12 protein-coding genes and 1 pseudogene are annotated in these 13,602 nt (G+C 59.5%); all 13 read left to right on the forward strand.

Annotated features, from left to right (window positions below; all coding sequences use genetic code 11):
• The first annotated feature begins 462 nt into the window (after positions 1-462).
• A complete protein-coding gene (locus tag ONB52_06820) occupies positions 463-1,500 on the forward strand; it encodes an OmpA family protein (protein MDZ7415861.1) in 1,038 nt (345 codons plus the stop codon).
• Complete coding sequence (locus ONB52_06825; protein ID MDZ7415862.1) at positions 1,497-1,958, forward strand: hypothetical protein; 462 nt, start codon at positions 1,497-1,499, stop codon at positions 1,956-1,958. Before ONB52_06820 ends, ONB52_06825 begins: the two co-directional genes overlap by 4 nt.
• Before the next feature lie 39 nt (positions 1,959-1,997).
• Positions 1,998-3,086 carry an alkaline phosphatase gene (locus ONB52_06830; GenBank protein MDZ7415863.1) on the forward strand — a complete coding sequence of 363 codons (1,089 nt, stop codon included), beginning with the start codon at positions 1,998-2,000 and terminating at the stop codon, positions 3,084-3,086.
• A 70-nt stretch (positions 3,087-3,156) separates the two neighbouring features.
• Complete coding sequence (pyk, locus tag ONB52_06835) at positions 3,157-4,707, forward strand: pyruvate kinase (GenBank protein MDZ7415864.1); 1,551 nt, start codon at positions 3,157-3,159, stop codon at positions 4,705-4,707.
• A gap of 269 nt (positions 4,708-4,976) precedes the next feature.
• A complete protein-coding gene (gene eno, locus ONB52_06840) occupies positions 4,977-6,263 on the forward strand; it encodes a phosphopyruvate hydratase (protein MDZ7415865.1) in 1,287 nt (428 codons plus the stop codon).
• Between the two features lie 305 nt (positions 6,264-6,568).
• Entirely contained in the window at positions 6,569-6,961 is a 393-nt protein-coding gene (locus ONB52_06845; protein MDZ7415866.1) for a 4Fe-4S dicluster domain-containing protein, read from the forward strand.
• A complete protein-coding gene (locus ONB52_06850) occupies positions 6,888-7,379 on the forward strand; it encodes a DUF309 domain-containing protein (GenBank protein MDZ7415867.1) in 492 nt (163 codons plus the stop codon). The genes ONB52_06845 and ONB52_06850 overlap by 74 nt, the downstream gene beginning before the upstream one ends.
• 298 nt (positions 7,380-7,677) lie before the next feature.
• Positions 7,678-8,748 carry a heat-inducible transcriptional repressor HrcA gene (gene hrcA, locus ONB52_06855; GenBank protein MDZ7415868.1) on the forward strand — a complete coding sequence of 357 codons (1,071 nt, stop codon included), beginning with the start codon at positions 7,678-7,680 and terminating at the stop codon, positions 8,746-8,748.
• Positions 8,749-8,914: 166 nt separating this feature from the next.
• On the forward strand, positions 8,915-9,721 hold the full coding sequence (locus tag ONB52_06860; GenBank protein MDZ7415869.1) for a nucleotide exchange factor GrpE: 807 nt from the start codon (positions 8,915-8,917) through the stop codon (positions 9,719-9,721).
• 18 nt (positions 9,722-9,739) lie between these two features.
• Positions 9,740-10,879, forward strand: coding sequence for a molecular chaperone DnaJ (gene dnaJ / locus ONB52_06865; protein ID MDZ7415870.1), 1,140 nt, complete (start codon positions 9,740-9,742; stop codon positions 10,877-10,879).
• A 277-nt stretch (positions 10,880-11,156) separates the two neighbouring features.
• Positions 11,157-11,348: pseudogene (locus ONB52_06870) on the forward strand (ComEA family DNA-binding protein).
• Between the two features lie 215 nt (positions 11,349-11,563).
• Positions 11,564-12,502, forward strand: coding sequence for a pilus assembly protein PilM (pilM, locus tag ONB52_06875; GenBank protein ID MDZ7415871.1), 939 nt, complete (start codon positions 11,564-11,566; stop codon positions 12,500-12,502).
• A gap of 40 nt (positions 12,503-12,542) precedes the next feature.
• Complete coding sequence (locus ONB52_06880; protein MDZ7415872.1) at positions 12,543-13,601, forward strand: hypothetical protein; 1,059 nt, start codon at positions 12,543-12,545, stop codon at positions 13,599-13,601.
• Position 13,602 lies beyond the last annotated feature (1 nt).

Here is a 13,602-nt window from a genome sequence, read left to right on the forward strand (position 1 = left end):
TGCCGTGGTGCCGCAACAGAGTTGTGTTTGCAGGCATTTTTCTCGAAGCTCGCCGCGACCGCTGTGCATGATATTTTACCCGGCCCATATTTGTCCCGCTGCATGCCAACCGCCCCGGCGCCTGCCAAACTTGTATGAGACGGACGCGTGTTCCTGAAAAAGCGCCCGGGGAGTGATGCTTTGGCGCGACCTTCTCCCTCACAAGCAAGCTGCAGTCATCCCGCGGCCCGGCCGCCTGCCATCAAGCGCGCGAAGTTGCGCGTGGTGTGCCTGCGCTTCATTCCAATTTGCGTGTGCGTGTGAACCTTCGCTTTGGCACAGAGGGTTGCAAAGTGAGCAGCGCAGGCAGCAATATCACAGCGGAAAAAAATCGCCCTCCCCATCCATCCCGCGCTTGTACTTTCCCCAAATTCTGTTAAATTGCGCGCTCAGGCTCACGCATCCGTTGTTGGAGAAAGACACATGATTGCTTTGCCTAAAAGCCGCGGCGGATGGCTGGGGCTGCTGCTGGCGTGCGCCAGCCTGCAGGCGCAACCCCTGCCCCGCGCGCCGATTGATTGGACCAGCTACGATTACATGCCCGGCCATCAGGTTTTGTTTTATGATGATTTTTCCGGCGACCGGCCCGGCGATCCGCCCGCTGCCTGGTCAATGCAGCCGCAAAACGCCAAGGTGCGCGTGTTGCAAATCAGCAGGCAGTTTTGGCTGCATGCGCAGGATCGGGTGACGCTCGCTCCCCTCGAACTCAAGCTACCGCCGCAATTCACGGTGGAGATGGATTTCAACGTCACGCCCCAGGGTTACAGCGGCCGTTACCGTCTGGACTTCATCGGTGCCGCGGAGGACGACTGGCTTTCCCTCGCCCTGGAACCGCCTTCCTTCTTTTTCAGCATGTCATCCGGCCTGACTTCAGAAAAAAACCTGGATCTCACCGGCGGCCCGCATCATCTTGCCGTCCAGGTGGATGGCAGCAGCCTGAAATGCTATGTGGACGATGAGCGTGTGCTCAACCTCCCCAAAAGCAGCGATTTCAAAGCCAGCCGTTTGCAGCTTTTACTCGCCGGCGCGGATGAGGAAGACGCCGGCGATGACAAGTGCTGGTTCACCAACTTCACCGTTGCCGCCGGCCCGGCACCGTTCTCGAACCAGCTCAACAGTTCGGGCAAGATCGTGGCTTATGGCATCTCGTTCGAAGCAGGCAAAGCCACCATTCTGCCACGCTCCACCCCCACCCTCAAGCAATTGGCCGATCTCCTGCGCGCCGATGCCACGTTGAACATCTCCATCGAATGCCATGACAACGAACTGGAATCGGAAAGCGACAACGTCAAACTGTCGCAGGCGCGCGCCGAAGCTCTCAAAGATCACCTCATCGCACAATACCGGATTCCCGAACAACAGCTCAGCACCAAAGGCTGGGGTGAGACCCGGCCGCTCAGCGATGTCAACACGGTCGAGAGTAAAAAGGTGAATCAGCGCGTCGAGTTTATTCGAAAATGACGAAATCTTGCGCCGGCGCGCACACGGGCACGCCAGCCCGGCTCCTCGCGGTTTGGCCGGCACCGCGGAAACGGTTCGAGGCATGCGCGATCACCGCCCTGCGCCTGATGGTGATGAGCGTGGTTTTGCTGCTGCCAGGCTGCCAGCGTGAGCCGAAGAACCCGCTGCTGGACGCCGCCCAATTCGCCGAAGTGTATGTCGGCCTGTTGCAGGCAGCCGAACTGGATTCCCTGACGCCGGCAGTGGCCGATTCGATCCTGGCGGCACACGGCTGTGACCGGCGCATGCTGCAGGCCGCTGCGGCACACTACCGCGCGCATCCCGAATTGTGGCAGGAAGTAATGAATCAGGCAATACCGCTTCTGGAAGAAAAAGTGCGGGCCGCGCAACAGCGTGCGCATCCCGATTCCTCCCTCACCCTGCCCGCGATCGAACCCGCGGTTCAAGGAAGACAGTAGACGATGAGATGAGACAGAACACAAGGAGACGGTTTCGCTATGCAAAAACTTCGTGCTGCGACTTTGGCCATTCTGCTGGTGCTTGGCTCGTTGTGCGTTTGCCTGCCGGCGGAACGTCCGCCCAGGAACATCATTCTCTTCATCGGTGACGGTATGGGCGTCGCCCAGGTGACCGCCGGCAAGACGGTCAAAGGCACGCTTCACCTCGAAGAATTTTCCGTTGTCGGCCTGATGACCACTCATGCGGCGGACGAGTATGTGACCGATTCGGCCGCCGGTGCGACCGCGCTGGCGGCAGGCATCAAAACCTACAACAAGGCCATCGGTGTTGATGTGAACAAGCAACCGGTGAAAACCGTGCTGGAATATGCGGCGGAAAAAGGCAAGGCCACGGGACTGGTGGTGACCAGTACGATCACGCATGCCACGCCCGCCGCCTTTGCCGCGCATGTCGATGACCGCGGCAAGAACAACGAGATTGCCGAACAACTGGCGCAGGCTCGAATCGATGTCATGCTCGGTGGCGGCTGGGGCTCTTTCACCCCCAAATCACAGATTGGCGGCCAGCGCGATGACCAACGGGATTGGTGGGCGGCAATGGCCAAAGACCGTGTCGCCATTCGCACGCCCGCCGAGTTTCAAAAACTGGCCACCCCCGCCCGGCTCGTCGGCCTGTTTGACCCCGGGCATTTGCCCGCTGCCGCCAAACGGGAAGTGAGTCTGCCAGCCATGACCCGCAAGGCCATTGACATTCTCTCCCAAAACCGCAAAGGCTTTTTTTTGATGGTGGAAGGTTCGCAAATCGACTGGAGCGGCCATGACAATGACAGCGACGGCATCATCGCCGAAATGATCGATTTTGATGACGCCGTCGGCGTTGGGCTGGAGTTTGCCAAAAACAACCATGAAACACTGATCGTCGTGACCGCCGATCATGAGACTGGTGGCTACAGCCTGCTCGACGGGTCGGTTGACGGGAAGAAAATCAGCCGGACCGCCTTCACCACCAAAGGCCATACCGGTGTGATGGTCCCGATCTTTGCTTTTGGTCCGGGCAGTGCGGTGTTCGGCGGCATTCGCGACAACACTTTCGTGGGCCGCAAGTTGATCGAATACGTAACCCAATAGCCGGCCGGCGCGGCGGCGGATGGTTGCGGTGCGCCGCCCGGCTGGCTTGTGGGCGGAACGGCGGGTGATCATGGTAGCAAGGGGCAATCCCGTGATTTTGCGACGAACAAAGATCGTGTGCACCCTCGGGCCGGCGAGTGAAACGGCGGAACAAATTGCCGGGTTGATCGCCGCCGGCATGAACGTGGCGCGTCTGAATTTCTCTCATGGCACACATGAGGAACATCAGCAGCGCATCAATCTCATTCGTGTTGCAGCCGCCACTGCCGCACAGCCGGTGGCGATTTTGCAGGATCTGGCCGGCCCGAAGGTTCGCATCGGCACGCTGCGCGAGCCGGTCACCCTCGTGGAAGGCGCGATCTTCACGCTCACCAACCGCCCCGTGGACGGCAATGAACGGGAAGTCTCGATCTCGGTGGCGGATCTGCCGGAACAAGTGCAGGTGGGCGACATGATTCTGCTCGCTGATGGCGCCCTCGAGCTGCGGGTCTTGCACGCGGATCGGCACGACATCACCTGTCGCGTGCTCACGGGCGGACAGTTAACCTCCCACAAAGGCATCAATCTCCCCAACCGTTCGTTGCGCGTGCACGGCTTGACGCAAAAGGACAGGGAGGATTTGCGCTTCGGGTTGCAGGCCGGGGTCGATTATGTGGCCATGTCCTTCGTGCGGCAGGCGGCAGACATCGAAGAGTTGCGTGCGCTGATGCAGCACTTTGGCCGGGTGGTGCCGATTATTGCCAAAATCGAGAAGCACGAGGCGTTGGAGAACATCGACGCAATCCTTGCGGTGAGCGACGGTCTGATGGTGGCACGCGGGGATTTGGCGGTGGAGACCGCGCTCGAGCGCGTGCCGCTGGTGCAGAAAAACCTGATCGAGAAATGCAACCAGCTCGGCAAACCGGTGATCACCGCCACCCAGATGTTGAAGTCCATGGTCGAAAATCCCCGCCCCACGCGCGCCGAAGCCGCGGATGTGGCCAACGCCGTGTTCGACGGCACCGATGCCGTGATGTTGTCAGAGGAGACGGCGGTGGGCCAGTATCCGCTGGAGACGGTGCGAGTGATGGATCGCATTCTGCGTGCCGCGGAAACGCGCCTGACCGTGAAAAACTGGCTGCCGGTGGAACGCACGCGCGGTGAGGTGACGGTGCCGGCGGCCATCAGTCATGCGGTGGCGGCCATCGCCGTGGATTTGAAAGTGGCGGCCATTCTCACGCCAACGCAATCGGGCGCGACGGCGCGCATGATCGCTCGCTACCGCCCCATGGTGCCGATCGTGGCGATCACGCCGGTGCTGGCCACGGCCCGGCAGTTGGCGCAGGTGTGGGGCGTTTATCCCGTCCATATCGAACGCGAATACGAACACACCGACGAGTTGATCGCCAAGTGCAAGGAAATCGCCCTTTCTCACGGCCTGGTTCAGCCGGGCGAGAAAGTGGTGATTGCCGCGGGCCTGCCGCCGGGCGCAAGCAGCAAGACCAATCTGCTGAAAGTGGAGGTGGTGGAGGAGGCGGCCGAAGCGGGTCAATTCCCGCTGGCAGACGCATCCCAAAGAGTGAACCGCGGGGGCGAGATGAATAAACACCATACAACGACTGGTGGCCCCCGGCGGTTTTAAAGTGTGCCCGGTGAGTAATTGGGCAAACCATGTCGAATTCATCGATCGCGATCGCTGCAGACACGAGGCAAAATTCGACTTGAGAATCATCTGACCGAGTGATGACGATGGGAAATTTTCCACGCTGCGCAGACTGGATTTGACAGGGTACACCTGCCTTCCCGCTCGCTGGCGGCATTCCGCCGGGCAGAAGCGGCATCCGCAGTTGCAGCATTTTCACACCACCGGCGGTCTCTGATCCTGCCGCCGGTCATTTGCAAGGAGATTTTATGACCACGATTGTCGCAGTCCATGCCCGCGAAATTTTGGACTCCCGCGGTAATCCCACCATTGAGGTGGATGTAGTTTTGGAAAACGGCCTGCTTGGCCGTGCGGCGGTGCCGAGCGGCGCCTCCACCGGCGAGCATGAAGCCATCGAGCTGCGCGACAAAGACCCCAGACGCTACAACGGCAAGGGGGTGTTGCAGGCGGTGCGGAACGTGAATGAAGTGATTGCGCCGGCGGTCGTCGGCCTGGAAGCAACCCGGCAGATGCAGATTGATTACACCATGATCGAGCTGGACGGCAGCGAGAACAAAAGCAAGCTCGGCGCCAACGCCATTCTCGGCGTGTCGCTGGCCGTCGCCAAGGCGGCGGCGCAGGCCTGTGATCTGCCCCTGTTTCACTATCTCGGCGGCGTCTCCGCCTGCACGCTGCCGGTGCCGATGATGAACATCATCAACGGCGGTGCACATGCCGACAATAATGTTGACCTGCAGGAATTCATGGTGATGCCGGTGGGCGCCACCAGCTTTGCCGAGGCGCTGCGCATGGGAACCGAAATTTTTCACAGCCTGAAAGCCGTTTTGAAAAAGAAGGGCTACAACACCGCGGTGGGTGACGAAGGCGGTTTCGCACCGGATTTGAAATCCAATGAAGAAGCCTTGATCGTGATCATGCAGGCAGCCGAAGCCCTGGGTTTGAAAGCGGGCGTGGACTTCTGCATTGCGCTCGATCCCGCTTCCAGCGAGTTTTACAACAAGGAGCGCAAAGTCTACGAGCTGAAATCGGAAAGCCGCAGCCTGAGCGCCTCCGAAATGATTGCGTATTATGCCGAGCTAGCGAAGAAATATCCGATCATCTCGATTGAAGACGGCCTGGCAGAGGACGATTGGGCGGGCTGGCAGGAAATGACCGCGAAGCTGGGCGACAAGCTGCAACTGGTGGGTGATGATCTGTTTGTGACCAACACCCGGCGGCTGCAGGCCGGCATTGCACAGGGCGTGGGCAATTCGATTCTGGTGAAAGTCAATCAAATCGGCACGCTCACCGAGACGCTGGCCGCGATCGCGATGGCGCAGCGCGCCGGCTACACCGCGGTGATTTCGCACCGTTCCGGCGAAACCGAGGACGCCACCATCGCCGACCTCGCAGTGGCCACCAATGCCGGCCAGATCAAAACCGGCAGCGCTTCGCGCACCGACCGCATCTGCAAGTACAACCAACTGCTGCGCATCGAGGAGATGCTGGGCGGGAGTGCGCGTTTCCCCGGCCTCGCCGCGGTGCGTGCACGCTGATCTTGCAACAGGAACAATCCGAGGCATCCGGCGCAGGGAAATGGCTGCCCGGCTGTTTCCATGTCGCGGAATTATATGGTACGCTGTCCGCCTGCCCTGCTGCGGTTGGATCTCGGGAATTTCATCCGGCCGCGGGCACGGTGGCGATGGCCAGCGGCAAAACCAGTCATCACGCATCGGCTCGCGCCGGCTGCTGCGAAAAAACGGATTGCATTTCTGGGGGAGAATTTTACATTACGATTCACATTTTTGGCCGGCGCCCGCTCAACGGGCGGAAACGCTCACCTTGCACGGCAGGAGCATTCATGGCGCTGAAAGATCCCAAGTACGACAAGCCGATTCAGTTGCGCAAGACACGGCGGCCCAAGCAGCTCGCGGTGATCAACCAAGCCGGCTGCACGGGCTGCATGGTGTGCATCGATTTTTGTCCGCCCGATTGCATCGTGGTGGTGCCCGGACCGGATCCGAACAATCCCACTGTGCACAAGCTCGTCGAAGTGGATCTCACCCGCTGCATCGGCTGCACACTGTGCGCGAAATACTGCCCGTGGGAAACCATCGCGATGCTGGACTTCAATGAGGCCTATCAAAAAGCCGAAGAATGGACCATCCGCTCCGTGCTCGGTGAAATCATCGAGCCGGTACCGCCTGCGGCCGGCGCCCCCGCACGCCGCGCAGCTCACGCCGAAGCTGAGTGAGCAGGATCGCGACGACCTTGCCCGCGGCGTGGCGTTGTTCAATGCCGGCGCGTATTGGGAGGCGCACGAAGTCTGGGAGCAAATTTGGCGTCGCCACCCGGAAGCCTGGCGTTTCTTTGTGCAGGGTTTGATTCAAGCGGCAGCCGCGCATCATCAAATCCGTCGGCGCATCCGCCACGGTGCACTCAAGCATCTCGAAAATGCGCTGGTCAAACTGGCGGTGGCACCGCCTGATTTCGCCGGTCTGGCTCTTGCGGCATTCCGGGAGTATTTGCAGACGCTGCTGCAGGCCATCGCCGCGGCGCCTGAGGATGACCAGGCATGGGCGAAGCAACCTCTGCAGCCACTGCGCTGGCATCAGCCGGAGGTGCGCCCGCCGGGAATGACCTCTGATGACACGGCTGGGACGCCGCAGTGAAAACTCCCCAAGGGAGATGTTTTGACGTGGCCTCTCGTCCCAAAAGGTGCCACACCTGGTTGTGAACAAAAGGCCTTGGAGCGCAGAATGAAGCGCCAAGGCCTTTTGTTTTTGACTGCAAATGCAGGGCCAATTGTTACAACGAATTGTTTTTCTGTAACATCCTGCCGGTTGCCCGGGGGAATTTTTGCTTGACTAGCGGAAGCAAATGTAGTATCTTCCCCGGCCAAAACCCAAATTTTGTTGACCATCGCCGCCATTCATGCCTGAGAATATCATCGAATCCATTTAACAAAAAATGGAAGCGAGCAAAAGTCATGAGTCGCTGACGGAGCGCGAACGACTGGTTCTGAACTTGATTGTTGAGAACTTCGTCCGTAGCGCGGTGCCGGTCGGCTCCCGCATGATCGCCAAGAAAGTCGGCATGACTTTGAGTTCAGCCACCATCCGCAATGTCATGGGCGACCTTGAGGAGCGCGGCTACTTGACCCATCCGCACACTTCGGCGGGCCGCGTGCCGACCGACAAAGGCTACCGTTTTTATGTCGATTCCCTGATGGGGGTGGAGACGCTTTCGGAAGAGGAGAAGCAGAAGATCACCGATCAGCTCGTGCGTGTCTCCCGGGAAGTCGAGGTCATTCTCGATGCCGCGTCGCAAGTGCTGGCGCGGGTGTCGAACCAGCTCGGCGTGGTGTTGTCCCCGCGTTTCTTTCAGGGGATTTTCACCAGAATTGAGCTGGTGCCGGTGGCGGAGAAGAAGGTGTTGATGGTGTTGACCATCAACTCCGGCCTGGTGCGCACGATCATGCTCAAAATGGATGCAGAAGTTTCGCGCGAGGTGCTGGAGTGCACCGCGGAGGTGATCAATGAGCGCCTGCACGGCCTGAGTCTGCAGGAGATCAAGCGCACGCTCGATGGCCGGTTGCGCGATCTCAATATCCCCAACCCGGAGCTGGCGCTGACCATAGCCTATTCGATGGCGCCCCAGCTCGAACAGGTGGTTCATCGCAGTCTCCATTTCGGCGGCACCAACAACATCATGGCGCAGCCGGAGTTTTCCGATCAGCAGAAGCTCTCCAATGTGCTCAATCTGCTGGAGCGCCGGGAAATTCTCATCCACCTCTTCGAGCAGAACGACAGCATGGGTGATTTGTCAATCGCCATTGGCGAGGAAAATCGCGAAGAGCTGATCAAGTATTGCAGCCTGATCACGACCTCCTATCACATCGGCGGTGTTTCGGGCACGCTCGGGGTGCTGGGGCCGACGCGCATGCACTACTCCAAAGTTGTGGCGCTGGTCGATTTCATGGCCAAGGCGCTGAGCAACATCCTGACGGAGGAAGTGGCCGGCAGCAGTTCCATAAACTAATGGCCGTTGACCCCGGAAAACACCGCCCCGCATTCTCTCAGTCAGCGGGGCGCGTGTGCAACCCCGGCTGCTTCGTCCGCCGCAGGGCTGCGGGCATGCAGTGGCGGCAGTCTGCAAACGCGAATTGAACGTTGTATTGGAAAAAAAAGGATTGCACACCAGGACCATGAACAAGAACGATCAAGAAGTCCCCATTGCGCAGTCGCAACCTCCAACTGCTGCAGAGGAGGGCGCGGAGAGTATGGCGGTCACGGCTGACCCTGTGCTGGAAGGCACCAGCAATGGCAATGGCCATGCAGCGGAAGCGGCAACTTCGGAGCAGACGGTGGAGGAGACAGCGGCCGAGGTGGCGATGGCAGAGGCACCGTCAGCGGAAGGTGGGGGTGGTGCATTTGACGAAGCCCCGCTCGAGGAGGGGGCCGGCGAAGAGGGTGCCAGAAAACCGCGGCTGTTTGCCAGGCGCAAGAGCACGAATGCCGAACTGGAAAAACTGAAAGCGGCGCATGAGAAGCTGGTGAGCGATCATGAAAGCTTGAAAGATCGCTATCTGCGGCTGGCCGCGGAGCTCGACAATTTCCGCAAGCGCACCGACCGCGATTTCAACAACCGCCTGCAAAACGCGTTCGCCAGCCTGATCATCGAGCTGCTGCCGATTCTCGACGATCTCGAACGACCGCTCAATTCCCAGGACCTGACCAGGGATTACGATTCCCTGCTCAATGGCATGATGCTGATTCACCAAAAGTTTCTCAAAGTGCTGGAGGATCGTGGCGTCAAGCCCATGACCACGGTTGGCGCGGAGTTCAATCCCCTTTTCCACCAGGCGGTTTCGGCGAAGGAAGTGGAGGGCAAGCCCGCGGGCGTGGTGGTGGAGGAGTTGCAACGCGGTTACATGTACAACGATCGTGTTTTGCGCGCGGCGCAAGTGATTGTCAGTGAAGAAAAGAAGCCTTCAACCACGAACGCGGCCTAGCACCCGGTAAACGCGATCATGCCCAAACGAGACTATTACGAGGTACTCGGCCTGCAAAAGAGTGCTTCGGAAGAGGACATCAAGAAAGCCTATCGCAAGCTGGCGATGCAGTATCACCCGGACCGCAACGCCGGCGACAAGACGGCAGAGGAGAAATTCAAGGAGATCGCGGAAGCCTACGAAGTGCTGCGGGATCCGCAGAAGCGTGCGGCCTATGACCGTTTTGGCCATGCCGGTCTGCGCGGTGCCGCGGGCGGTGGCTTCAGTGATTTTGAATTCGATCTTTCGGATGCTCTGCGTACCTTCATGTCGGAGGGCATTTTCAGCGAATTTTTCGGGGGCGGTCGTTCCGGCCGGCGCCGCGGCGAAAGCCCGCGCGGCAGTGATTTGCAGGTGCGTTTGAATCTCACCCTCGAAGAGATCGCCACCGGCGTCACCAAAAAGATCAAGATTAAAGCCTACCTCCGCTGCGAAGCGTGTGAGGGCTCGGGCGGCGCCAAGGGCAGCAAACCGGTCACCTGCCCGGCATGCGGTGGCAGCGGTGAGATTCGGCAACGCTCGAACACGATTTTTGGACAGTTCATCAACGTGACCACCTGCCCGCAATGCGAAGGGGAAGGCCGCATTGTCAAGGAAGTGTGCCAGTCCTGCCGCGGACAGGGCCGGGTGGAAGGTGAGAAAACGTTGTCGGTTGAGATTCCTGCCGGGGTTGCAAGCGGGAATTACCTCACCATTCGGGGTGAAGGGCATGTTGGTCCGCGCGGGGGCGCACCCGGCGACGTGGTGGTTGTGATTGGTGAGCGGGAGCACCAGCATTTTGAACGTCATGGCGATGATGTTCTTTATGAATTGCCGATCAGCATCACCCAGGCCGTGCTCGGTGATCGGGTCACCATTCCCACGCTGGACGGCGAGGCGATTTTGGAGATTCCGCCGGGCACGCAATCGGGCCGCATCCTGCGCATGCGCGGCAAAGGCATTCCGCATTTGAATGGCTATGGCCGCGGCGACCAGCTCGTGCGGGTTCTGGTGTGGATTCCAACCAAACTCTCAGCCAAGGAGCGCGAGGCCTTCCAACAGCTTGCCAAGCTCGACGGGCTGAAGCCGCCGTCCGACAGCCGGAGTTTCTTCCAGAAGATGAAGGAAGCATTTTCCTGAAACCTGCGATTCGTACAAACCGGCCTAGATGATTCGGGCCCAAACGCACCGGGTGCCCATGTGGGGGCTGACCAAACAGGAACAGCGCGCGACCATTTTTTTGTTGGTGACTTTCGGTGCCGGCTGTATTGTGATGTTTTACCGCCAGCAATTGCCGCCGCCAGCGCTTGATGCAAAGCAGACCGCGCTCATGGATGAATTCATCCGGACGGTGCAGCCGCCCGCGCGTCCGGCAGCCGCGGATACGGTCCTGCCCGATTCTGTGAAATTGGCCGCGCGCTTGAATCTCAACACCGCCACGCGCGCACAATTGCTGGCCCTGCCCGGTATCGGGCCGGTGACGGCACAGCGCATCGTCGACTACCGCACGCAGCACGGTCGCTTTCGCAGCGTGGCAGAGCTGGCAAAAGTCCGCGGCATTGGCCGAAAACGGCTGGCTGAGTTGACGCCACTGGTGACCGTTGAATAGCGCAAAGGCCTGACACAGGACGGGACGCCTTCGCCAAAATCCGATCATTGTCGATAGTAAAAGACAATGTGCAGCAATCCGGCTGTCAGGGTCGCCATGCAGGCAGGCCGCAGGTCAGCTCGAGTGACAATCAAAATGTACCGCGGTTGGGTTGAATCGTCTTCACGAGGTGAACGGCTGGGACGACTATGGTGGACGCTTCTTCGCAAGGGATTGTGGGCGTAAGTATTCGAGAGACAACGCTGCGCCTGACAGAAATCTCCCGTGCCAACGGCGAGGCCAAGATCACCCGGCTGGCGCAAGGCCGGGTGCGCGTGCCGTTGCAGATTACTTCTTTCAAAGACCGGTCACTGATCCACAAATTTGCTGAAGACGTCAACCGGCTGTATGAGGTCTCCGATTTCCAGGCCCGTCGGGCTGTTTTTACCCTCGATTCCAATGCGGTCCTGATCAAGAAGATCCCGGTGGACATGAGCCTGAAGGACAGCAGTTTGAAGGATCACGTCGACTGGGAAGTGGAACAATGCGTGATCAATCCCCTCACCGACTATCATATTGCCTACGAATATTTTGAGCCGGCTCCCGGGCAGGAATTCGCCGAAGTCGTGGTGGTGATCGTGCGCAAAATGATCGTGGAATTTCTGAAGGAAGTTTTCCACAACACCGATTTGCGTCTGCGCGCGGTGGACGTCGATGTGTTTGCGGCGCAGCGCGTGGTGGAAGCCAACTACGATTTTGCCGAAACACCGTGGGTGGCCCTGGTGGATGTGCGCCGGGAAAATCTGCAATTCTCCCTGCTGCAGAACGCCCAATTCTTTGCCGCGCAGGAGGTGGAATATCCCCTGGAGGAGCAGAGCGATCTCACCAACCGCGATCGCGATTTTCTGCCGCGCATCATTTCCAAGGAATTGCGGCGCATCGTCCTGGAAAACAAGGTGGGCAAGGGGGTGGAGGAATTGAATGCCATTTTTGTCTACGGCGACCACGTCACCGATCGGCTGGTCGAGGCTTTGCAAAACAGCCACAACGTCCGCATCGATCGCGCCAATCCCTTTCGCCGCTTGAAAACGGCGCCTCTCGTTGGCGATCTCTCCATGCAGGAGAATCCCGAAACTTTCGTGGTCTCTGTCGGCGCGGCGCTGAAGAAACTCTAGATCGCAATTCATCACTTCTATCATCGAGTGGAGGCCGGTAATGGTCGATATCAATTTGTTGGGAGACGACGACGCGAGCGAGGATCGCCAAAACGAAGAGAATTACGCCAAAACGGTGAACCTCGATGAGCCCAGCAAGGCCAATGATGTGGGAACAACTCCGTTTGGCCGCGAAACCGCCGGAGCCAGTTTTCAACGCGATACGATCGGGGCTTCCTTCGCGCGCAAATCGCTGGAGACCCAGAGCGAAGGCTCCTCCCGCACCAAGGCCTATCTCATTGTCCTTGGCCTGATCCTGGCCGCGCTGACCGCGGTCTTTTTCATGATCCCGCGCAGCGAACGCAAAACCACCACGCAGTTGCCTCCCATGCAAACCCAGCCGGAAGAGCCGCCGGCCACGCAAGCAAACACGGGCGTGGATTCGATGGCGGGCACCACCCCGCCGGAACCAACCGGAGTGGAGGCCTTCGAAATGCTCGCACCGCGGGAACGGGAAGTGGTGGCCTCGACCCGCACGGGCATGTGGGCGGTGCTGTCGCTGTTGCGTTCCTTCTCCGCCCCCAACAACTTTACACTCATCACCTATCACGGCGACCGCAACAATCGTTTTCTGGTGGAGTTTCTCTCCACCTCTGCCGATGCCACCGGCAGCCTGACCAGCACCATTCAGGCCAATGTCTCGCCCAGCGATTTGAAAACCGTCTCGGAATCGGAGCAACCCAGCAGCAGCGGCACGTTGCGCAAGGTTCTGGTTGCGGGCACCATGGATGATCGCGCCGGACTGGCCGGCTTTCGCGGCACGCTCAATCGCATGAGCAACGAGCAGCTCAGCACCTGGCTGCGCGAGCTGGCGCAGCGCCAGGGCTTGAGCATTAAAAGCCTGCGCACCGGCCAGGCAGAAGCCGCGGGTGCCGGCACGCCGATGCAGATTCACCTCGCCGGTCCCAATGCCGGCATTCAGGGCTTCCTGCAGGAATTCACTGATGCCAACCCCAACATCACGATTGCAAAAATCATCCTTTGCCCGGTGGATCACAGGACCTTTAGCGACGAAAATCTGGATCTGGTGCTGAACTTCAATCTTGTCGAGATGCTCTGAT

It is taken from the genome of candidate division KSB1 bacterium (genome assembly GCA_034506255.1).
GTDB lineage: Bacteria > Zhuqueibacterota > Zhuqueibacteria > Zhuqueibacterales > Zhuqueibacteraceae > Coneutiohabitans > Coneutiohabitans thermophilus.